Genomic DNA, 20,928 nt, shown 5'->3' with positions numbered 1-20,928 from the left:
TCAGGTGGCTTCTGCCGGGTCGAGGTCTGGTCTGGCTCGATGCAGCCGAGCAGCATGGCGGAGCACCCCGGCAGCCGCCGAGGCGTCTGCTTCGACCTCGACAACGAACGGCGTCACGACCGTCACCCGCGTGGGCGCAGCTGATCCCCATGCGAAGGTGCGCTCGAACGTCTCGCCGGTCGGGTGCAGCAAGGGCGACAGCGACCGGCCGACAGCCTTCGGCAGTGATGTCGTCGAGCCGGCCGTGACTGGTCGGCCGTCCTCGTCCACGTCACCAGGGAAGGCGAGCACCAGGGAGGTAGGCGCGGCTTGGTCACCGGTGAAGCCGATCGCTAGCATGTCCAGCGTCCGCGTGGCCTTGACCTTCCACCACACCCGTTGACCCGGCGAGGTCGGGTAGGTGCTGTTTACATCCTTGATGACCAGGCCCTCGATGCCGCCCGCTGTCAGCGTCTGGAACCACTCCCGGGCCAGGGCCATGTCGTCGGTCTGCTGGCACAGCACGATGGGAGAGGCGATGCCGGCCAGGGCCTGCTCGAGAACCGCTCGGCGCTCCCGCAGCGGTCGTCCCCGCAGGTCCTCACCGCCGGCCGCGAGGACGTCGAACACGACGAGCTGTGCAGGACGTCGGGCGGCGACCACGCGGATCCGCCGACCGGCGGTCATCCGGGCCTGCAGCCCCTCGAAGTCGAGCCGGCCGGCAGCCAGGTCCCATGCGATGACCTCGCCGTCCAGGACCAGGTCGTCGGGCAGCCGTGAGCTCAGGGCCGGCGTCAGGTCCGGGAACAGAGGCGTGAGGTTGGTGCCGTTGCGGGAGAAGATCTTCCCGCCGCCGACCAGCGCCCGGTAGCCGTCCCATTTCGGCTCCCACACCAGATTCTTGACTTCGGATGGAGTGAGGTCACCAATGGGTCGCGCGAGCGCGACCGGCGCCTGAAGCGATACGACGGCCATGTTGTCCACCATGCCCCACGGGAGGGCCGGTCGGAGGCCGGCGGTGCTGCGGGCCGACGCCCGAGGTCCGAGTACCGAAAACTGGTAAGGCAGTGCAGGCGACCGACGTGGGCCGGCTCCCTGCCCGAGCATGATGGGAGCCGGCCCAGCGCTGTCTGCGTCCGCGCGCGATCGGTTCGTTTGGCACTTTCAGGATGTGGGCCTGCTGTTCCGTGCCAGAAGTCGGTTGGTGGCGCGTGTGGCATGCACACCCGCATGACGTGTCCTGTGCGGGTGTGGAGAACGAACACAGAGACGCGCCACACGCGCCACCCCGACGTCTCCAGGCTCAGTCCACGTCCGCTTCACCGTCTTCCGTGCTCAGACGAAGGCCGCGGCGCTTGCGAATCCCCTTGTTACCCTTGGCAGCTGGGAAGCCCCGCTTCTCGAGGGCCTCGCCGAAGGCCTTCTTTGAGATTTCCTCTGCGCCGGCGTCGAGCCGCCACGCACCCCAGGCGTACCAAAGGAGGCTGACCTCGGTTTCGTACCCGGTCCCGATGTCGCAGCAGTCGTCGAGGAAGCCCTTGATGGCGTCGGAGTGTGCCTGGTATTCGTCGGTGGCGCTGCGTACGGCCCGCGGTGCCGCCAACCCGTGGGTTTGGTAGTCGCGCCAACCTCGGACAGCCCACGCCAGGATGGCCGGTTTCTCCCTTTCGAGCTTCTCGGCCAGGTGAGGGTCCTGCTCCGTGGCCGGGATGACCACCTCGAACGGGACGACTCGTAGGCGCGCCCAAAGAGCGGGATCATCACCGGAAACCTTCGGCAGGTGGTTCGTGACGAGCGCCGCAGTGTGCGACGGCGCGAAGGCCACGAAGTCCTGCCTCATCCGCCGAGCCTTGATCAGATCGCCTCCGGTGAGCCGTTTGACCGTGGCCTCGGCGAGCCGGCGGCCTTGGTCGGACTCGGACACGACGACCCACCGTAGCCCGAGCAGGTCCATCTCACCGGTGGGGTGGGCGTTCTCCCGATGCATGAACAGGTCCGGCTCGGCGGTGCTCGCGTAGTCACCGAGGGCCGCGGCCACGGCTCCGTAGAAGACTCCCTTGCCGTTCCGTCCGGTGCCAGTGAGGATGGCGAGGACGTGCTCGAGGACTCGGCCACATAGGGCAAGTCCGACGTACCGCTGCAGGAACCCGCGAACCTCGGCATCAGGAAGCACGCGACTGAGGAAGGCGTCCCACATCGGGCCCCTCGCCGTGGGGTCGTACTCGTCCGCCGTGACCTTGGTGATCCTGTCCGCCGGGTCGTGGGGGCGAAGCTGCAGCGTGTGCAGGTCGAGCGTACCGTTGGCGACGTTGAGCAGGTAGGGGTCCGGATCGAGGTCCGTCACGGTGACCGCGAACGGCTCCAGAGCGGCGGCGATGGTGAGAACCCCGGACAGGCCCGTGGCGGATTCGCAACGTCGCACGTCCTCCCGCAGTTCCTTGTCCTGGATCGAGTCCGCCAACGCGGCGCGCAAGACGTCGAGCACCGCCCGCATCGCAGCGCCCCGGTCGTCCTCGACCCACCGACGACCGTCCCAGACGTGCCAGCCGAGGCCGTGGACGTGCATGAGCCGCCCACCGTACGTCTGGGCGAGTCGATATGCGATCCGGGCCTGCCCTCGATGCTGACGAACAGCTTGGTCGTTTCCTGTCGGCCCTTCGGCCGCCACGTGCAGCCGGGTCACGGATGCGACGCGACCGGTCGCTGGTCCGGTCGTGCCCTGTCGAACGGCACGCGACTCCGTGGCCCGCGACCAGCATCGCAGTACGTCATCGTCAGGGCGGCGGGCCAGTCGCTCTGCCAGATCGGTGCGACCTTGGACAACGGCACGGGTTTCCTCGAGCGTCAGACCCGCGTCGACGCAGGCACCAACCACCCTCATGGTGTCGCCGCTGCGATCGTCGCTGACTTCCGACAGCGCGTCACGAACGCCCCGGGGCAGGCTGGCGACATGCACCTTTCTCACGGTGTTGATCACCGGCCGGAGCTGCTGGCCGCCCGACTCGTCGGGCAGGGATATGCCCAAGGCATCGGCGAGATCCTCTGGGTCCCATCGCCGCCCGGAGGGCCGCACGAGCCACTCCACGCGGGCGGCGTCCTCGGTGCCGAACGCAACCGGCTTGTTGTTGACGGTTCCGGGCGGCCGGAGTAGGTCGTTGTCGGACACCTTCGCGTCGGCGTGCCCCAGGTACGCTCCCAAGCCTCGGCACAAGGCTTCATGCCAGGACGCCGACACAGACCGGTTCAGGTCGACGTACACGTGGCCGTGACCGGCCGAGCCGGACGCGACCGCCCAACCGCCCAGATCGTTGACGAGGTCGAGCGCGACGGGTCCGTCGATGTCCGCGTGTACCTTCGTCCGAGTGACGCTCGCGCCCTTCGCGCGACGGTCACCGTTCATCAGGTATGGGCAGACGTAGACGTCCGAGCCCGTCGCGGCATTGCGCAGGACGGCCTCGACCAGGCTGGCTGCCTCGCCGGGCCACCAGAACGGGGTCTCCTTCCAGAGGCCGTGCTTGTAGCGGTCACCGTCAGCGAAGGGTTCGAACCCTGTGGCGACGAACGCTGTGCCCGTGTCCTCGCCGAAGGCGGCATCGAGGTATTGCTCGAGGTCGGCGGCGCGGAGGGCCCCGAGTCCATGCGGTTCCCGGACGGCGGCACCGCGCGGTTGGCGCCCTTGGGACCGGCGTGGTTCTACACTGAATTCGGTTGTCGTGGCGGACGACTCGGGTGGCTCCTCCATGAGGGGCCATTCGTTTGTGGTCAACGCACGGCCCCCCTGAGCAGGGCGGTCAGCCGAGCTTTCTGCGATGGGCTCATCGGGGGAGCGGAGTCTAGGACTCGGCGAACGTGCTCTGTGTAGCGCTCTGCCCGAAACCGCTGAGACGCCTTGAGCGTCTCGGGGTCATTGGGGTGATGACGGGTCAACGCGGCGATGCGAGCACGCTCGCGGCGGTCGGCAGCGGTCATGCGACGCGGGTCGTCGCCGGCCGTCGGGCACTCCACGGCGGGTGCAGCCGTCGTATCAGACATGAGAAACCTCTCAGGGGACGCAAAAAGCACGCCCTCCGCTGAGAGGGGATACAACTCGTACCGGGCTGGGAGCCGCCGGTACCCGACTGCTCCAGACGGTAGCAGGGTGAGCTTTTCGTCGCCAGACGGAGAACGACCGCCTACATGAAGATTCGATGCGTCCGGGCCACGGCGCCAGGCTCGTACAGTCTCCGGAGCGCGTCGTCGACCTTGTCCTCGCGGACCACTGGTGTGGCATGGCACCGGGGGCAGCGCATCTTGTAGCGACGGCGGACACGGTTCGGGCCGTCGGGCAGTTCCTCGACCGTGACGGCCGTGTTGTCGCCGCGTTGGTGCAGGCCCCCAGGGTCGAACGCGGGCGTCCTGGTTTCGACCGCCCACGTCCCCAGCACGGTCTCGACGCCTTGCCGATGACACACAGCACAGGCCACTTCGAGGGCGACGTACTTCATGAACTCGTGGGATGGGAGTGAATGGCCTGCTTCGTCACGTCGTGCGGGCTGCCCCACCCCGATGCCACTTCCACGCGCGCCCATGGCGCCACCGTCCTCCAAGCCGTCGTTTCGCAGCGCCCCATGTTACGTGCCGCCTGCAGGGGTTGCGACTCTCGGTGGATGTGTCTCAAACGACAAGCAGTCAAGACGACCCTCCTCAACTGCCTCGCCGCCGCCATCCCGCCACGCGAGCGCGTCATCACGTGCGAGGAGGTCTTCGAGCTGAAGATCCCGCTGCGCGACGTCGCCTCGATGCAGTGCCGCCAGCCGAGCCTCGAGGGCACCGGCGAGGTGCCGCTGCGCCGCCTCGTCAAGGAGGCCCTGCGCATGCGCCCGTCGCGGATCATCGTCGGCGAGGTGCGCCAGGAGGAGAGCCTCGACCTGCTCATCGCGCTCAACAGCGGCGTCCCCGGCATGTGCACGCTGCACGCCAACAGCGCCCGCGAGGCAGTGACGAAGATGTGCACCCTGCCGCTGCTCGCCGGCGAGAACGTCTCGAGCCGCTTCGTCGTGCCGACCGTGGCGGCCGCCGTCGACCTCGTCGTCCACGTCGCCCTCGAGCGCGACGGCGTGCGCCGGGTCCGCGAGATCGTCGCCGTCCCGGGCCGGGCCGAGGGCGACGTCATCGAGATCGCCGACCTCTTCACGACGCGTGGCGGCCGGCTCGTGCGCGGCGACGGCTTCCCGCCGCACCACGAGGCCTTCGAGCGGGCCGGCTACGACGTCGCCGCCCTGCTCGCGCAGGAGGCGTCGTGACCTCGCCGCTCGTCATCGGGCTCCTCCTCGGTGCGGGCGTCTTCTTCGTCTACTGGTCGTTCTGGCCGCAGGCCCCGGCGCCCGAGTCCGGCCCACGGCGTTCCGGCTTCGTCGTCGAGCTGCGCGACCACCTCAACCAGGCGGGGTACGCCTCGATCACGCCGAACAACGTCATCGTCGGCTCGGTCGTGCTCTTCCTGCTCACCTTCGCCATCGTCCTGGCGCTCACCCGCGTCGCCCCGATCTCGCTGTGCTTCTCGGTCATGGCCGGCGCCGCGCCGATCTCCCTGGTGCGCATGCGCGCTCGCTCGCGGCGCAACAAGCTGCGCGACCTGTGGCCGGACGTCGTCGACAACGTCACGTCGGGCGTGCGCGCCGGGCTCGCGCTGCCCGAGGCGCTGGCCCAGCTGTCCACGCGGGGGCCCGAGGAGCTGCGTCCGGCGTTCGCGGCCTTCGCCGAGGACTACCGCACCACGGGTCGCTTCCACGACTCCCTCGACCGGCTCAAGGAGCGGCTGAGCGACCCCGTCGCCGACCGTCTCGTCGAGTCGCTGCGCATCGCGCGCGAGGTCGGCGGCAGCGACCTCGGCAAGCTGCTGCGCACGCTCTCCTCCTTCCTGCGAGAAGACGCGCGCACCCGGGCCGAGCTCGAGACGCGCCAGAGCTGGACGGTCAACGCGGCCCGGCTCGCGGTCGCCGCCCCGTGGATCGTCCTGGCGATGCTCGCCCTCAACGGCCGTTCCCTCGCCGCCTACGCCTCGCCGGTCGGCTGGGTCGTGCTCGCCGTCGGGGCCGCCCTGTGCGTCGTCGCCTACCGCGCGATGGTGTGGGTCGGGCGCCTGCCCGAGGAAGAGCGGGTGCTCCGGTGAGGGGCGTGGCGTCCGGCCTGGGCGCGGTCCTCGACACCGGCTGGTCGTGGACCGGCGCGTTCGTCGGGGTGATGCTGCTCGCCGGGCTCACCCTCGTCGTCGCGGGCCTGCCGGCGAGCCGCCGTCCCGGGCTCGACGATCGCCTCGAGCCCTACCTGCGCGATGCGCCCCGTCCCTCGACGCTGCTCAGCCGTCCTGCGGCCCCGCGCGGGCCCTTCGGGTTCGGCGAGCTGCTCGCCCCGTACGTGGCCCGGCTCGGTCGGCTCGTCGGCTCGGTCCTCGGCGGTTCGCCGTCCGTCGTCCGACGCCAGCTGCGCGCCGGCGTGGCCGCCGACGTCGACCGGTTCCGTGCCGAGCAGGTGCTCTGGGGCACGCTCGGCGCCCTCGTGGGGCTCGTCCTCACCGGCCTCGTGGCCGTGGCGCAGCAGCGGTTCCCCGTCGTCGCCCTCGTGGGGCTCGTCGTGTGCGGAGGCCTCGGCGGGCTCATCGCCCGCGACTGGATGCTGTCCCGCGCGGCGACCCGTCGCGAGGCGCGCATGCTCACCGAGTTCCCCACGGTGGCAGAGCTGCTCGCTCTCGCCGTCAGCGCGGGGGAGGGGGCCGTCGGGGCCCTCGAGCGGGTCTGCCGCCTCTCGCAGGGCGAGCTGTCCGACGAGCTGCGCCGCTGCCTCGCCGACGCCCGCGCCGGGGCCAACCTGCCCACGGCGCTGCGCGGCCTGGCCGACCGCACCGGCCTGATGAGCCTGAGCCGCTTCGTCGACGGCATCGTCGTGGCGGTCGAGCGCGGCACGCCGCTGGCCGAGGTGCTCCGCGCCCAGGCCCAGGACGTGCGCGAGGGCGGCCGGCGCACCCTCATGGAGCAGGGTGGGCGCCGGGAGATCCTCATGATGGTCCCCGTCGTCTTCCTCATCCTGCCCGTCACCGTGCTCTTCGCCCTCTACCCGGGCCTGAGCTTCCTGCACTTCCGGGTCTGACGCATCGCGCCGTACCCGGCACCCTCCACGACCGAGAACCGACCAGACAGGGGACAGACAGATGACCATGCTGAAGAAACACCGGGCGCGCCTGCAGGCCGCGACGACCGAGGCCCTCGTGCGGCGCCTCGGAGGGTCCCGCGACCGGGGCGACGTGCCCGGCTGGGTCCTCATCACCATCATGACCGCCGGCCTCGTCACCGCTCTGTGGGCCATCGCCGGCCCGCAGCTCGGCCAGCTGTTCAGCGACGCCATCAGCAACGTCAAAGGACCGTGACCGCGGCGCCGGGCATCCTGCGCCGGCTGCGAGCCGAGCCCGAGCGGGGCTCGGCCATCGCCGAGTTCGTCATGGTGGCGGCCCTGCTGCTCTTCGTCGCCCTCGGCGTCTTCCAGATCGGCCTGGCCCTCTACGTCCGCAACACGCTCATCTCCGCCGCGTCGGAGGGGGCCCGCTACGCGGCCAGGGCGGACGCCGACCCCTCCGACGGCGTCAGCCGGACGCAGGCGCTCATCACCTCCTCGCTCAGCGCACGGTTCGCCCAGAAGGTCGGGGTCGTCGTGCGCACGATGGACGACGGCGTCCGAGTCGTCGAGATCACCGTGGAGGCGCCGCTGCCGGTCATCGGGCCACTCGGGCCCTCCGAGGCCCTGACGGTGCGGGGCCGCGCCTTCAGCGAGGAGCAGGTGTCGCCGGGCGGCCCTGCGAGCGGGGGTCCCGCCGCGGCGCAGGAGGCCCGGCCATGACCGGCTGCGGGCGGTCGGTGCGCGCGCTGCGGGCGCGAGTGCTGCGCCGGCGCGACGACGGCCGGGCCGTCATCGAGTTCATCTTCCTCGGCATCCTCTTGCTGCTGCCGCTGCTCTACCTCGTGCTGACGATGGCGCGCCTGCAGGCCGCGTCGTTCTCGGCCTCGCTCGCCGGCCGCGAGGCCGGACGCGCCTTCGTCACCGCCGACGGCGACGCCGACGGCAGGGCCCGCGCCGAGGCCGCGGCCCGTCTCGCCTTCGGCGACTTCGGTTTCGACGAGGACGCCACGGTCTCCGTCACGTGCGACGGCTCGCCGTGCCTGCGTCCGGAGGGCGTCGTCCGCTCGGACGTGCGCATCGAGGTCCGGCTGCCGCTCGTGCCCGACTTCATCGCCGCCCACGTGCCGTCGTCGGTCTCCGTCACCTCGACCCACGTGTCCTCCGTCGACCGGTTCGTGGCCCGATGAGCGTCGACACGCGGCTCTGTGCCCGACACCACGTCCATCCTCGACGCGTCGCAGTCGCGGTCGCGCGGTCAGGAGCCCGCGGCCTCGCGTGCCGTCTCGCGCGCCTGCGCGGCAGGCTGCACAGCCCGGGCCGCGACCGTGGCCAGATCAGCGTCCTGATCCTCGGCCTGTTCGTCATCGTCGTCGTCCTCATCCTCGGTGCCGTCGACGTCACCGCGGCCCAGCTGGCCCGGATGCGGCTGCTCGACACCGCCGACGCCGCGGCGCTCGACGCCGCCGACGCCATCGACGAGGGGTCGGCCTACCGCGACGGAGTGCCCGACCACCTCGCCCTGACCGACGCGTCCGTGCAGGCGGCCGCAGGTGCCCACCTCGGGCGCACCCCGATGCCCCACGGCATCACCGACTGGCGGCTCGTCCCGCGCACCGGCTCCCCGGACGGCTCGACCGCGGTGGTCACCCTGCAGGGGAGGGCGACCCTCCCGATGAGCGGGTGGGTGCTCGAGCAGCTGGGCGGCAGTGTCACCATCACCGTCACCTCGAGCGCCCGCGCCCGCCTCGGGTGACCCGCCTCGGGTGACCGGCCTCGGTGACGTGCCACGAGCGCGAGAACCCGACGAACTTCCCCAAAACGCCACGCGTACAAGGCTGTCGGGCCTAGGTTCCTCGAGGCGTCGTCCCCCACCCGGCCGACGCGGACACCACGCGCGGCCGCCGTGCCGCGCCGACGAACGAGGAACGCAACCGTGAGCACCCGCACCACCGTCGCCGCCGCCGCGGCGGGCATCGCCCTCGGCCTGCTCGGGCCGGTCACCGCCGCCACCGAGGCCCAGGCCCTGCCGGCCGTCATGATCTACAAGGTCCAGTACGACTCGCCCGGCTCGGACACCGGCAGCAACTCGAGCCTCAACGGCGAGTACGTCGTCCTGAAGAACACGACCCGCAGCAACCGCGTCCTCACCGGGTGGACGCTGCGCGACAAGACCGGCTACACCTACCGGTTCCCGACCTTCACCCTCAAGGCCGGGGCGACGGTGACGATCCGCACCGGCAAGGGCGCGGCGACCGCGACGAACCGGTACTACAACCGGTCCTGGTACGTCTGGAACAACACCGGCGACACCGCCTACCTGCGCACCGCCTCCGGCAGCCTCGCCGACTCCTGCGCCTGGACCTCGAAGGGCGCCGGCTACCGCTACTGCTGACGCCCACACACCCGCGACGGCCCGGCATCGAACCATGATGCCGGGCCGTCGTCATGTCGCCACGCCGTGAGGTGCAGACGCGGACTTTACGAAAACGTGGGGCAAATGGGACATACGAGGCTAACGTGGATGAAAGGCAACCCCGAGCGCACCATCCAAGGGACCCGATACCCCCACGGGCCCTGAGCACCCCTGTCACCCTGCAGCCGTCCGCGGCTGGTCCCCCAGGAGATGTCCATGAAGCGCACCCTCGTCGTCGCCCTCGCGACGGTCGGTCTCACCCTCGCCACCGCCGGCACGTCCACCGCGGCCAAGCCGCTCAAGACCGACTCGCGGACCCCGGCGTCCGCCGTCGCCGCCGGGTACTGGGGCCACTGGCTCGCGCCGGCCCTCGTGTACGACGCCACGGGCACCGGCACGACGTTCAAGGTCTCCGAGGCCGTCTCGGAGTGGAGCAAGTCGGGGTGGAAGGTCTCGATGACGACCGACCCGACCAAGGCCAACATCACCGTCCTCAAGCAGGACCCGACCTCCGGCGACGGCGCGATCGGCTCGGCCGACCTCACGGTCTCCGGCGGCGTCATCTCCGGCTGCACCGTGCGCCTGTCGCCGGTGCTGGCCTCGATGTCGCTCGGCGAGCACGCGGCCAGCCACGAGCTGGGGCACTGCGGCGGCCTGCCGCACTCGACCTCGTCCAAGAGCATCATGTACGAGACCGTCAGCTCGAACACCGCCATGGTGCGGCCCTCGGGCAGCGACCTGAAGTGGATGGCGAAGAACGTCTACTGAGACCCGTCCACCAACGGCCGGGGCCGCGACACCCCACCCCTCGCGGCCCCGGTCCCGTTCTCGACACAGGGTTTCGCCCTTCGCCCCGGCGCCCCGGTCGCTCCCGCAGCGGCCGGGGCGCAGCCGTGCCGGCGCCGTCGTGGCCGGTGCCGCACGAGCACGGCGCGTGCTGCCGTAGGCTGTCCCATCGTGGCTGTCGACTTCACGCAAGAGATCAAGGACCTGCGCGCGACGATGGACTCCGTGCGCACCGTCACCGACCTCGACGCGCTCGGGACCAGGATCGCCGAGCTGGAGCAGCAGGCCGCCGCCCCCGACCTGTGGGACGACCCCGACTCGGCGCAGCAGGTCACCAGTGCCCTCTCTCGCGCCAACTCCGAGCGCGACCGCGTCACCGGCATGGACAGCCGCATCGACGACCTCGAGGTCCTCGTCGAGATGGGCCAGGAGGAGGGCGACGCCGACACCCTCGCCGAGGCCGAGCGTGAGCTGAGCTCGCTGAAGAAGGACGTCGGCGAGCTCGAGGTCCGCACCCTGCTGTCCGGCGAGTACGACGAGCGCGAGGCCGTCGTGACGATCCGCGCCGGCGCCGGTGGCGTCGACGCCGCCGACTTCGCCGAGATGCTCATGCGCATGTACCTGCGCTGGGCCGAGCGCCACGGCTACTCGACGAAGGTCATGGACACCTCCTACGCCGAGGAGGCGGGCCTGAAGTCGGCGACCTTCGAGGTCAATGTGCCCTACGCCTTCGGTCACCTGTCCGTCGAGGGCGGCACCCACCGCCTCGTGCGGATCAGCCCGTTCGACAACCAGGGCCGCCGCCAGACGAGCTTCGCGGCCGTCGAGGTGATCCCGCTCATCGAGAGCGACGACTCGATCGACATCCCCGAGAACGAGCTCAAGATCGACGTCTTCCGCAGCTCCGGGCCCGGTGGCCAGAGCGTCAACACGACCGACTCGGCCGTCCGCATGACGCACATCCCCACGGGCATCGTCGTCTCGATGCAGAACGAGAAGTCCCAGATCCAGAACCGCGCCGCCGCCCTGCGCGTGCTCCAGTCGCGACTGCTGCTCCAGCGCAAGGCCGAGGAGGCCGCGGTCAAGAAGGAGATGGCCGGCGACGTCAAGGCGAGCTGGGGCGACCAGATGCGCTCCTACGTCCTCAACCCGTACCAGATGGTCAAGGACCTCCGGACCGAGTTCGAGACCGGCAACCCGACGGCCGTCTTCGACGGCGACATCGACGGCTTCATCGAGGCCGGGATCCGCTGGCAGATCGCCCAGAAGAAGGCTGACGCCCAGGCCTGACCGGCAGGGTCCTGCCGCGCGCGCGGCCGCGCGGCAAGGAGATTCGGCGTGCCCGCGGCGCGTCCTCGGAGCATCATGTGGGCAGGCCGACGGGCCGGGCCCACGGGCCTCCCGGCGGCCGCCGCTCGAGCGCCGAACCGAGAGGACCCCTCCATGTCCGCCCTCCGCCGTCTCCTCGCCCTCACCCTGACCGCCGTGGCCCTGGCCGCCTCCGCCGTCGCCGCCCCTGCAGCCGGGGCCGCCACGTCTCCTGCCACGGACACGACCACGAGCACGACCACGAGCACGGCCTCGTCCGTCGTCGCCGCCGGCGTGCCCTGCTCGTCCGTCACCGAGCTCGGCACGAAGAAGGTCGTCTCCGACCTCGGCATGTCGGCCTTCACGGTGCGCCAGTTCAAGGGCTGGTGCACCGACTCGCACGGGTCGGCCTGGATGAACTTCGCCTCGGTGTACGTCTGGGAGCAGTACCACGCCCGCGGCTTCGCCTACCGGGCCATGGTCGGCGTCGCGGTCCGCGGCGAGCCCGAGGCCCGCGGGTTCGTCACCGGCGGCACCCGCGTCCGCACCACGTACTCGACGCCGGTGCGCACCGTCGCGCTGTGCACGCAGGGCTGGGGCAAGCTGGCGCGCTCCGGCGGCGAGTCCGCGCAGGGGCTCAGCTCGCTCGTCTGCTGACGACCCCGACCCCGACGCCAGACGCCAGACGCCAGACGCCCGACGCCCGCGCCGGCGCGCAGGCTCCGGGCCCGACGCGCCCGGTGAGCCCGGGGTGCCCGGGTTTGGGGCCTTGGCGCCCGTAGCCTCGGAGACGGCCCAGCCTGCCGTCGTGCCCGCGCCCCGACCCGGGCGCGGACGCCGGCGGCCCGGGCCACCGCCCCAGACGCAGTCCCGCAGGAGCCGAGGCCCGACCGATGATCCTCTTCGAGAACGTCACGAAGACCTACCCGCGGACCACGCGTCCGGCCCTCGACGCCGTCAGTCTCGAGGTGCAGCGCGGCGAGTTCGTCTTCGTCGTGGGGCAGTCCGGCTCGGGCAAGTCCACGATGATGCAGCTCGTCATGAAGGAGCAGGACCCGACCGCGGGCCGCATCCTCGTGGCCGGCCGCGAGCTCGACCGGCTGCCCGACCGCAAGGTGCCGGCGCTGCGCCGCGAGATCGGCTGCGTCTTCCAGGACTTCCGGCTCCTGCCGAACAAGACCGTCTTCCAGAACGTCGCCTACGCGCTGCAGGTGCTCGGCGCCGGTCGGTCCCGCATCCGCCAGATCGTCCCGGAGACCCTCGACCTCGTCGGGCTCTCCGGCATGGAGAAGCGCCTGCCGCACCAGCTCTCCGGCGGCGAGCAGCAGCGCGTCGCCATCGCGCGGGCCTTCGTCAACCGGCCGGCGATCCTGCTCGCCGACGAGCCCACCGGCAACCTCGACCCCGACACCAGCCTCGGCATCGTCCAGCTGCTCGACCGGATCAACCGCGTCGGCACGACGGTCGTCATGGCCACCCACGACACCGTCACGGTCGATGCGATGCGCAAGCGCGTCATCCGGCTCAAGGACGGCGTCCTCGTGAGCGACATCGAGGCCAGCGACTACACGACAGGCAGCATGCCGCGCGTCCGGCTCGACGAGACCTCCCGCGCCCAGCAGGCCGCGGCGTCGGCGCCGGCGGCGCCAGACGTCGCCGACGGCTGGGACGACGCCGACCCCGACGCCTACGACGCCGACCAGGCGGACGACGACGGCCTGCCGCCCATCGGGCGCGACGCCGACGAGCCGCGCCCCCGTGGGGGAATCTTCCGGCGGCAGAAGGCCGTCCACACGAGCGAGCGCTGAGCGAGGGCGACGATGAGGATCCAGTTCCTGCTCGGTGAGATCGCCAACGGCCTGCGACGCAACCTGTCGATGGCGGTGTCGGTCGTCATCGTCACGATGATCTCGATGTACCTGCTCGGCCTGGGCCTCATGGGCCAGCGCCAGGTCGACACCATGAAGGACTACTGGTACGACCGCGTCCAGGTCACCGTCCTGCTCTGCGCCGAGAAGACCCGCTACACCAACTGCGCCGGCGAGGCGACGACCGACGCCCAGCGCCAGGCGGTCAAGGCCGAGCTGGAGGCGCTCAAGCCGACGGTCAAGGAGGTCTTCTACGAGTCGCGCGACGAGGCGTTCCAGCGCTTCAAGGACACGTACAAGAACTCGCCGCTGGCCCGGGCGGGGGAGTCGTACTTCGCCGACTCCTACCGGGTCAACCTCAACGACCCGGGCAAGTTCGACGTCGTCGCGAGCTCGATCAAGGGCATGCCGGGCGTCGCGGACGTCCAGGACCAGAAGAAGCTCCTCGAGAAGTTCTTCACCTTCATGAACACCGTGTCGTGGGCGGCGATCGCGCTGTCCTCGCTCATGGTCCTCGCGGCGGTCATGCTCATCTCGACGACGATCCGCCAGACCGCGTTCAGCCGCCGCCGCGAGACCGGCATCATGCGGCTCGTCGGTGCCTCGAACTTCACGATCCGGTTCCCGTTCGTCATGGAGACGGTGCTCGCGAGCGTGTTCGGCGCGGTGCTCGCGATGGGGATGCTGTGGGCGACGGTGCGCTACGGCGTCGTCGGGTTCCTGTCTACGACGCTGACCGACACCGCCTTCATCGGGGTGGCCGACGTGCTCTACGTCGCCCCGTTCATCGTCGCCGGGGTCATCGGGTTGTCGACCGTCACCTCCTGGGTCACGCTGCGCCGTTACCTGCGCGTCTGAGACCCCGGCGCTGCCGTCGCACCGCGCGGCGCGGCATGCGCCGACCGGCTGCAGCGCCGGTGATGACCCCTTCGGGCCTCCCTGTGCGTTTTGCCCTGAACTCTCCCCAACTCCGGAGGCCTGTGGTACCAATGAAACCTATGTGGCTCAGGAGGCGTTACGAGAGGGTGCCCGCCGCGACCAAGCTGACGGCCGCGGGGCTCGTCGTCGCGTGCTCGGTGTCGCTCGGCAGCGCGCTCGTCGCGCGGGCCGACTCGGTCAGCGACCAGAAGAAGCGCAACGACGCGAAGATCGCCAACCTCGGCCAGCAGCTCGAGGGCACCAACGCCAAGCTCGCCGGCGCCTACGTCAACCTCCAGCGCACGAACGCGGCCCTGCCGGTGGCGCAGCAGCGGGTCTCCTCGGCCCTCGCGGCCCAGGCGCGTGCGGTCACGGCGCAGCAGGTGGCCGAGGCCACCGAGCAGCGCGCCATCGCCGCCGAGGCCGCCGCCCGCGCCCACAACGAGGAGGTCGCGCAGAAGCTCGCCGTGGCCAGGGCCAACGAGTCGCGGGCCACCGAGCAGCTGACGAAGAGCTCCACCCAGCTGACCACGAGCCAGGACGCGCTCGACGCCTACGCGGCCGAGGTCTTCCAGGGCTCGGACCAGCAGTCGCAGCTCGGGCTCGTCTTCGGCGCCACGTCGCCGCAGGACTTCGCCGACAAGCTCGTCATGGCCGACACCGCCTCGAGCGTCGCGAGCGACACCATCGACGCGCTGGCCGCGATGACCGCCGACAACACCTCGACGCAGGCCTACCTCACGGCGGTGCGCGGCGAGATCGCCGACCTCAAGCGCCAGGCCGAGGCGGCCCTGCGCAACGCCGAGTCGGCCTCCGCCGCCGCCACCCAGGCCCGCACCCAGGCGGTCGTGGCCAAGAACAACGCCGTCACCGCCGCCCAGAACGCGGCCACCGCCAAGGCCAACCTCGACTCGCTCAAGCAGAAGCAGGTGGCCTACGCCGCCGACCTCAAGGAGCAGAAGGCCAACGAGGCGGCCGACCTCGCGGCGGCCAAGGCCGAGTCCGCCCGGCTCCAGGCGATCCTCGTCGAGCGCGCGCGGCAGGCCAAGATCCGCGAGGCCAAGCGCCTGGCCAAGCTCCGCGCCGAGCGCGCCGCCAAGATCCGCGCCGAGCGGGCCAAGGCCGCCGCCGCCAAGAAGCGCGGCCAGCACTACGTGCCGAAGGTGCCGCCGCCCGTCAGCAGTGGCGACTCCACGCCGTCGAACTACCTGTCCTACCCGGCCAACGGGCCCACGACGTCCGGCTTCGGGATGCGCTGGCACCCGGTGCTGCACAAGTGGATGCTCCACGACGGCCTCGACTGGGGCATCCCGTGCGGCACCCCGGTCTACGCGGCGGCTCCCGGCGACATCATCCGGGCCGGCTGGCGGGCGAGCGGCTGGGGCAACCAGGTCGTCATCGACCACGGGATCCACCGCGGCGTCGACCTCGTCACGACCTACAACCACCTCACGAGCATCGTGAAGTTCGGTGGCTCGGTGAACCGCGGGCAGCTCATCGGCTACTCGGGCACCACCGGCTACTCGACCGGCTGCCACCTGCACTTCGGCGTCTACGAGGACGGCACCCCGGTCAACCCGCGCGGCTGGCTCTGACGGCCGGCCCGGCCCTCGCCCGCACCTCGGGCGCCGACGCGTCGGAAACGCGCTCGGAGGTCGGGGCCCGCTCGGGGTAGCGTTGGTCCGCCGTCGCGTCCTGCGCCGGTCATCCCGGTCGACGAGTGGAAGGACGGTCCGGTGCCCAAGGAGAAGGGGCGGTCGCTCATCGCGAGCAACCGCAAGGCGCGCCACGACTACCTCATCGAGGACACGTTCGAGGCCGGCATCGTGCTCTCCGGCACCGAGGTCAAGGCGCTGCGCATGGGTCGGGCCTCGCTCGTCGACGGCTTCGCGATGTTCACCGGCGACGAGCTCTACCTCGAGAACGTCCACATCCCGGAGTACCTCAACGGCACGTGGAACAACCACGCACCGCGCCGCAAGCGCAAGCTGCTGCTGCACCGGGCCGAGCTGGAGAAGCTCGCCCACAAGACGCGCGAGAGCGGGCGCACCATCGTGCCGCTGTCCCTCTACTTCAAGGACGGCCGCGCCAAGGTGGAGATCGCGATCGCCACCGGCAAGAAGGAGTACGACAAGCGGCACGCCCTGCGCGAGCGGCAGGACCGCCGCGAGGCCGACCGTGCGATGAGCGCGGCCAACCGGCGTCGCTGACGACACCCTCCCCGGCACAGGGAACCACCGCCGCGTCGGACGCGTCCGGTGACAGGATGAAGTCAGGTCCGACCGGTGGAGGAGCCATGCAGCGATCGATGAACCGGCGCCCCGTGGGGCGTCGCAGGCGCAGCCCGGCCGCGGCACTGGCCCTGCTCGGCGCAGCGGTGCTCCTGCTCGTGGCTCCCGCCGGTACGGCGCACGCCGTCGGCGGTGAGGGGATGACCTCGTTCGCCGCCGACTACGACCTGCAGACCGACGGCAGCATGAAGGTCACCGAGACCATCACCTGGCGGTTCCCGAGCGGCGAGCAGAAGCACGGCATCTTCCGCGACATCATCGTGCGGATGGGGTGGAACGACGACCCGAACCGCTACCGGTACTACGACCTCACCGACGTCGCCGTGTCGAGCCCCACCGGTGCCCCCGACGCGTTCCAGGTCAGCGACAACGGCGCCGCCAAGGAGATCCGCATCGGCAGCGCCGACGAGTACACGAGCGGCACCCAGCAGTACGTCGTGCGCTACACCCTGCACGACGTCCTCAACCCGATCCGCTCCGACGGCTCCCCGGCGCCCGACGGCCAGGGCGCGAGCACCGTCGAGCTCTACTACAACGTCTTCGGCACGAACGAGACGACCACCCGCGACAACGTCCGCATCCGGGTCTCGGCCCCCGACGCCGCGACGAAGGTCGGGTGCTTCCGCGGCGAGTCGCGCTCGGACACCCCGTGCCAGAGCAGCACCGGCGACCCGGCGACGTTCTCGGCCGACTCCCTCGACTCCGGCGAGGCCATGACCGTCCTGGCCTCCTACCCGGCCAGTGCCTTCGGGCACGTGGCCCCCGACGTGCGCCAGGGCGACGCCGGCTCCTCGGTCGGCTCGGGCGCCGCCCCCGCCGCCAACGCCGCTGCGTGGGTCGGCGGCATCGGTGCGCCGCTCATCGCCCTCGCCGTCATGGGCACGCTGGTGTGGACCCGCGGGCGCGACGAGCGCTACGCCGACGTGACGCCCGGGCTGACGCCGGGTCTGCCAACCGGCCCGATGCCCGGCCCCGGACAGGACCCCGGCCCGGGGTCGGCCGTGACGACGCGTGGGGGAGCGCCCACGGTCGCCGTCCAGTTCCAGCCGCCCGCGGGCGTGCAGCCGGGGATGGTCGGCGTCGTCATCGACGAGACCGCGAACCCCATCGACGTGTCGGCCACGGTGATCGACCTCGCGGTGCGCGGCTTCCTGCGCATCGAGGAGAACGAGGCCGGCGGCATGTTCAGCCGCACCGACTGGACCCTGACGCGCCTGCCGGCGCCGGGCACCGAGCGCCTGCTGCCCTACGAGCGGATGCTGCTCGACGGCATCTTCGGCAGCCGCGGCGACGTCGTGCGCCTGTCCGAGCTGAAGAACACCTTCGCCACGACGCTCAAGTCGATCCAGGCCGAGATGTACCGCGAGGTCGTGCGGCGCAGCTGGTTCCGGTCCTCGCCGCAGGCCCAGCGCGCCGTCTGGCAGGGCCTCGGCATCGTGCTCGTCGTCCTCGGCGGGCTCATCCTCTTCTACGGCCGCGCGGCGATCAGCGCGCTGCTCGGCGGCGGCTTCAGCGGCGGGTTCGCCCTCGGGGCAGGCCTCGTCGCGGCCGGCGGCATCACGTGGTTCCTCGGTGGACGGATGGCGGCCAAGACCGCCGAGGGCTCGGCCGTCAACGCCCAGTCGCTCGGGTTCAAGGAGTACCTCGTCACCGCCGAGGCCGACCAGATCGCCTTCGACGAGGCGAGCAACATCTTCAGCCGGTACCTGCCCTACGCCGTCGTCTTCGGCGTGGCCGACCGGTGGGCGAGCACGTTCGCCGACGTGGCACGGGCGGCCGAGGCCGCCAACCAGCCGCTGCTCATGCCGACCTGGTACGTCTGGAGCGGCAACGCCTTCCCGGACTTCACCGGCATCGCCAACGGCGTCGACTCCTTCTCGACGACCTCCACCGGCACCTTCACCTCGACGCCCGGCTCGTCGGGGTCGTCGGGCTTCAGCGGTGGAGGCGGCTTCAGCGGCGGCGGTGGCGGCGGGTCGTCGTCGGGCTCCTGGTAGCCGTCAGGGGGTGTGCCGGGGCCCCGGCCCCGGCACACCCGACGCTCAGCAGGTGACGCTGAGGGTGAAGCGGATGTTCGTCGGCGTACCGGCGAGGTTGTACGTGTAGATCGTGACCGTGCTGCCGCTCGGGACCGCGCTCGAGATGTAGCCGCCCGACCCGTCGGGGTCGGCGTGCGCCGCGCAGGCGCTGACGTCGCGGGCGACGTTGGCCACGAAGACGCCCGTGCCGGGCCGCGAGCTGCTCGTGACGAGCGGGGTCGCGGAGGTGAGGGTGCCGTCGAGCTCGATGTGCGCCTGGATCTGGGGCGCGAAGTAGCCGTTGACGTCGATGGCCAGGTGCGCCGGGCCGAGGACGTTCTTCACCGTCACCTTGCCGCCGGTGCCGATCTGGAGGTTGGCCCCGGTCGTGACGTTGACGCCCTTGGCGTAGTACAGGGTGCCCTGCCCGACCGGCGTGCCGGTGGGGTAGGCGATGAAGGCGCCGTTGGCGTCGGCGGCGGTCGACGTGACGCGCGCGCTGACCGCCGTGGCGTACGAGGGGACGCCACAGCCGCCGGACGTGCCGCCCTGCGTCGTGAAGCCCGTCGTGCCGGTCATCTGGAAGTCGCGCGTGGCGCCGTTGGGGATCTTGCCCCCGGCGGTGGCGGTGGCCACGGCGCGGCAGTTCTTGAGCGGCACGTACACCGCCATGGGGTTGGGTTGCACGACGGTGGCGAGGGCCGACCGGGCGGCGACCGGGCCGTTGGCGGGGCCGGGTGACGGCGCGGGCGACGAGGCGGCGTTGGCGATGCCGTAGCCGCCCGCGGCCGCGCCGAGCATGAAGGCGGTGGCGACGGCGAGCTTGGACGTGAAACGCATGGGATCTCCATCCTTGGGTGGGCGCTCGGACGCACGCCGACACGCGGGCGCCGGGCAGGGAGCGCGGGCGGCGGGTCGGACGTGCACACCTGTGGCCGGACCCTGCGGTCAGCCCCCGAGACGCGACGCTCGCGAACTGACAGTGGGCACAACGGCGCTCGGTGATACACGCTGCTGACGGAGGCGTCCGGAGGCGACCGCCAGCAGCGCGCCCGTGCCCGCCACGACGCCGCAGGCCGGCCACAGCAGGTCGGGCCGCGCCGCGTAGAGCGCGCCGCCGAGCGGAGCCGACAGCATCGAGCCGCTGGTCGCCGCGGCGGTGTACAGGCCCTGGTACCCGCCGACCAGGTGGTCTGGCGCGGCGTCGAGCACGTGCGCCGTGGCCGTCGTCTTGTAGAGGATCTCGCCTGCGGTGAGCACGACCATGCCGGTGACGGCCGCGGCTGCGACGCCGACCCCGTGCCAGCCGAAGACCGCGAACCCCACGGCCACGAGGGCGTACCCGGTGGCGATGATCGGCACGGCGGGCCGGTGCCGCAGCCAGAGCGCGACCGGGATCTCGAGCAGCAGGATCAGCCCGGACCCGACGGCCACGAGTCCGGTGTAGAGGCCGAGCGGCTGCCCGGCGTCGCGCAGGTGCAGCGGCAGCGTCGAGTAGAGCTGCCGGTACACGAGGTCGACGAGGACGGCCCCGGCGAGCAGCACGACGAGGGCCCGGTCACCGCGCACCGCCCGCCACAGCCCGGCCGGCGCGTCCGGTGCCCGGGTGACGGGCGGCTCGTCGGGGAGCATCCGCGAGACCACGTGGCGCAGGACGAGGGTGAGGACGCCGTCGACGACGAAGAGGGCGTCGAACCCGGACGCCGCAAGGAGGGCGCCGAGGGGAGGGCCGACGACGAACCCGGCGTTGGAGGCCGCCCGGCTCACGGCCACCGCGGGCCGGCGCGAGCCTGCGGGGACCGCGAGCGCCGCGAGGGCGCCCTGGCTCAGCGACGCGACGGCGCCGAGGTAGCCCGTCAGCGGCATCGTGACGGCGAGCAGGGGCACCGGCTGCCACGGGATCGTCGCGGTGAGGACGCCGACCGCACTCGCGGCCACGAGCAGGGCCCGCCGGTGCCCGTACCGGTCGCCGAAGCGTCCGCCGGTGAGGTTGCCGAGGAGAGCGCCGACGCCGTTGCTGCCGGCGATGACGCCGGCGGGCACGACGGCCAGCCCGCGCGGGCCGGTGAGGTAGAGGACGAGGAAGAGCATGAGGAAGCTGCTCGCCGAGCTGACGAACCGGCCGGCGGCCAGGACCCAGACGACGCGGGGCAGGGAGCGGAGGGGTGCGGGTGGTGCGGGCGGCGCGGTCACGCGCC

Annotated in this window: 20 protein-coding genes and 1 pseudogene; 16 read left to right on the top strand and 5 right to left on the bottom strand. The window is 71.6% G+C overall.

The features are described from left to right. The 3 genes from BIV28_RS03385 to BIV28_RS03370 form a co-directional block, all read right to left on the bottom strand. Positions 1-954, bottom strand: coding sequence for an ATP-dependent DNA ligase (locus tag BIV28_RS03385; RefSeq protein WP_076259475.1), 954 nt, complete (start codon positions 952-954; stop codon positions 1-3). A gap of 328 nt (positions 955-1,282) precedes the next feature. Continuing rightward, the gene (locus tag BIV28_RS20195; RefSeq protein ID WP_242652742.1) at positions 1,283-3,721 is read right to left on the bottom strand and encodes a DNA primase family protein; all 2,439 of its coding nucleotides are present in this window, start codon (positions 3,719-3,721) and stop codon (positions 1,283-1,285) included. A 430-nt stretch (positions 3,722-4,151) separates the two neighbouring features. Then, on the bottom strand, positions 4,152-4,463 hold the full coding sequence (locus BIV28_RS03370; protein WP_076259240.1) for a hypothetical protein: 312 nt from the start codon (positions 4,461-4,463) through the stop codon (positions 4,152-4,154). 177 nt (positions 4,464-4,640) lie between these two features. Between BIV28_RS03370 and BIV28_RS03365 the strand changes: the two are divergent. The 16 genes and pseudogenes from BIV28_RS03365 to BIV28_RS03290 all read left to right on the top strand — a co-directional run. Continuing rightward, positions 4,641-5,261, top strand: a pseudogene (locus BIV28_RS03365) (TadA family conjugal transfer-associated ATPase); the annotation flags it as partial. Then, positions 5,258-6,130: a type II secretion system F family protein gene (locus BIV28_RS03360; protein ID WP_076259239.1), complete on the top strand. Its 873-nt coding sequence runs from the start codon at positions 5,258-5,260 to the stop codon at positions 6,128-6,130. The pseudogene BIV28_RS03365 and the gene BIV28_RS03360, both read left to right, overlap by 4 nt. Before the next feature lie 71 nt (positions 6,131-6,201). Continuing rightward, positions 6,202-7,104, top strand: coding sequence for a type II secretion system F family protein (locus BIV28_RS03355; RefSeq protein WP_076259469.1), 903 nt, complete (start codon positions 6,202-6,204; stop codon positions 7,102-7,104). A gap of 67 nt (positions 7,105-7,171) precedes the next feature. Further along, positions 7,172-7,381, top strand: coding sequence for a hypothetical protein (locus BIV28_RS03350; protein ID WP_083707008.1), 210 nt, complete (start codon positions 7,172-7,174; stop codon positions 7,379-7,381). Then, complete coding sequence (locus BIV28_RS03345; protein ID WP_341350178.1) at positions 7,378-7,848, top strand: TadE family protein; 471 nt, start codon at positions 7,378-7,380, stop codon at positions 7,846-7,848. Before BIV28_RS03350 ends, BIV28_RS03345 begins: the two co-directional genes overlap by 4 nt. Further along, positions 7,845-8,315, top strand: a complete 471-nt coding sequence (locus BIV28_RS03340) for a pilus assembly protein TadE (protein WP_076259236.1) — start codon at positions 7,845-7,847, stop codon at positions 8,313-8,315. Before BIV28_RS03345 ends, BIV28_RS03340 begins: the two co-directional genes overlap by 4 nt. Continuing rightward, complete coding sequence (locus BIV28_RS03335; protein WP_083706986.1) at positions 8,312-8,881, top strand: pilus assembly protein TadG-related protein; 570 nt, start codon at positions 8,312-8,314, stop codon at positions 8,879-8,881. The genes BIV28_RS03340 and BIV28_RS03335 overlap by 4 nt, the downstream gene beginning before the upstream one ends. 180 nt (positions 8,882-9,061) lie before the next feature. Continuing rightward, positions 9,062-9,520, top strand: a complete 459-nt coding sequence (locus BIV28_RS03330) for a lamin tail domain-containing protein (RefSeq protein WP_076259234.1) — start codon at positions 9,062-9,064, stop codon at positions 9,518-9,520. Between the two features lie 237 nt (positions 9,521-9,757). Next, entirely contained in the window at positions 9,758-10,309 is a 552-nt protein-coding gene (locus tag BIV28_RS03325; protein ID WP_076259233.1) for a matrixin family metalloprotease, read from the top strand. Between the two features lie 189 nt (positions 10,310-10,498). After that, complete coding sequence (gene prfB, locus BIV28_RS03320; RefSeq protein ID WP_076259231.1) at positions 10,499-11,617, top strand: peptide chain release factor 2; 1,119 nt, start codon at positions 10,499-10,501, stop codon at positions 11,615-11,617. Between the two features lie 153 nt (positions 11,618-11,770). Continuing rightward, entirely contained in the window at positions 11,771-12,292 is a 522-nt protein-coding gene (locus BIV28_RS03315; RefSeq protein WP_076259230.1) for a hypothetical protein, read from the top strand. A 236-nt stretch (positions 12,293-12,528) separates the two neighbouring features. Beyond that, positions 12,529-13,443 (top strand): cell division ATP-binding protein FtsE, encoded by a 915-nt coding sequence (ftsE, locus tag BIV28_RS03310; protein WP_076259228.1) that lies wholly within the window; start codon positions 12,529-12,531, stop codon positions 13,441-13,443. A 12-nt stretch (positions 13,444-13,455) separates the two neighbouring features. Continuing rightward, positions 13,456-14,361 carry a permease-like cell division protein FtsX gene (gene ftsX, locus BIV28_RS03305; protein ID WP_076259227.1) on the top strand — a complete coding sequence of 302 codons (906 nt, stop codon included), beginning with the start codon at positions 13,456-13,458 and terminating at the stop codon, positions 14,359-14,361. 167 nt (positions 14,362-14,528) lie between these two features. Further along, positions 14,529-16,016 carry a M23 family metallopeptidase gene (locus BIV28_RS20395; protein WP_278247755.1) on the top strand — a complete coding sequence of 496 codons (1,488 nt, stop codon included), beginning with the start codon at positions 14,529-14,531 and terminating at the stop codon, positions 16,014-16,016. Between the two features lie 141 nt (positions 16,017-16,157). After that, positions 16,158-16,631 carry an SsrA-binding protein SmpB gene (gene smpB, locus BIV28_RS03295; protein WP_076259224.1) on the top strand — a complete coding sequence of 158 codons (474 nt, stop codon included), beginning with the start codon at positions 16,158-16,160 and terminating at the stop codon, positions 16,629-16,631. Between the two features lie 86 nt (positions 16,632-16,717). Then, on the top strand, positions 16,718-18,709 hold the full coding sequence (locus BIV28_RS03290) for a DUF2207 domain-containing protein (protein ID WP_076259222.1): 1,992 nt from the start codon (positions 16,718-16,720) through the stop codon (positions 18,707-18,709). Positions 18,710-18,754: 45 nt separating this feature from the next. Here the strand turns inward: BIV28_RS03290 and BIV28_RS03285 are convergent, their stop codons facing one another. Continuing rightward, a complete protein-coding gene (locus BIV28_RS03285; RefSeq protein WP_076259221.1) occupies positions 18,755-19,570 on the bottom strand; it encodes a hypothetical protein in 816 nt (271 codons plus the stop codon). A gap of 108 nt (positions 19,571-19,678) precedes the next feature. Continuing rightward, on the bottom strand, positions 19,679-20,923 hold the full coding sequence (locus BIV28_RS03280; protein WP_076259219.1) for an MFS transporter: 1,245 nt from the start codon (positions 20,921-20,923) through the stop codon (positions 19,679-19,681). Between the last annotated feature and the right edge of the window lie 5 nt (positions 20,924-20,928).

The organism is Intrasporangium flavum, from assembly GCF_001956915.1.
Classification (GTDB): Bacteria; Actinomycetota; Actinomycetes; order Actinomycetales; family Dermatophilaceae; genus Monashia; species Monashia flava.
The sequence above is the reverse complement of the archived record's forward strand: the minus strand, read 5'-3'. Positions and strand labels throughout refer to the sequence as shown.

What these genes read in the sequence shown, in the direction of transcription:
- BIV28_RS03385 (WP_076259475.1), bottom strand. Translation starts at nt 954, where the DNA reads ATGGCCGTCGTATCGCTTCAGGCGCCGGTCGCGCTCGCGCGACCCATT.
- BIV28_RS20195 (WP_242652742.1), bottom strand. Translation starts at nt 3,721, where the DNA reads ATGGAGGAGCCACCCGAGTCGTCCGCCACGACAACCGAATTCAGTGTA.
- BIV28_RS03370 (WP_076259240.1), bottom strand. Translation starts at nt 4,463, where the DNA reads ATGAAGTACGTCGCCCTCGAAGTGGCCTGTGCTGTGTGTCATCGGCAA.
- BIV28_RS03355 (WP_076259469.1), top strand. Translation starts at nt 6,202, where the DNA reads ATGCTGCTCGCCGGGCTCACCCTCGTCGTCGCGGGCCTGCCGGCGAGC.
- BIV28_RS03350 (WP_083707008.1), top strand. Translation starts at nt 7,172, where the DNA reads ATGCTGAAGAAACACCGGGCGCGCCTGCAGGCCGCGACGACCGAGGCC.
- BIV28_RS03340 (WP_076259236.1), top strand. Translation starts at nt 7,845, where the DNA reads ATGACCGGCTGCGGGCGGTCGGTGCGCGCGCTGCGGGCGCGAGTGCTG.
- BIV28_RS03335 (WP_083706986.1), top strand. Translation starts at nt 8,312, where the DNA reads ATGAGCGTCGACACGCGGCTCTGTGCCCGACACCACGTCCATCCTCGA.
- BIV28_RS03325 (WP_076259233.1), top strand. Translation starts at nt 9,758, where the DNA reads ATGAAGCGCACCCTCGTCGTCGCCCTCGCGACGGTCGGTCTCACCCTC.
- BIV28_RS03315 (WP_076259230.1), top strand. Translation starts at nt 11,771, where the DNA reads ATGTCCGCCCTCCGCCGTCTCCTCGCCCTCACCCTGACCGCCGTGGCC.
- ftsE (WP_076259228.1), top strand. Translation starts at nt 12,529, where the DNA reads ATGATCCTCTTCGAGAACGTCACGAAGACCTACCCGCGGACCACGCGT.
- ftsX (WP_076259227.1), top strand. Translation starts at nt 13,456, where the DNA reads ATGAGGATCCAGTTCCTGCTCGGTGAGATCGCCAACGGCCTGCGACGC.
- BIV28_RS03290 (WP_076259222.1), top strand. Translation starts at nt 16,718, where the DNA reads ATGCAGCGATCGATGAACCGGCGCCCCGTGGGGCGTCGCAGGCGCAGC.
- BIV28_RS03285 (WP_076259221.1), bottom strand. Translation starts at nt 19,570, where the DNA reads ATGCGTTTCACGTCCAAGCTCGCCGTCGCCACCGCCTTCATGCTCGGC.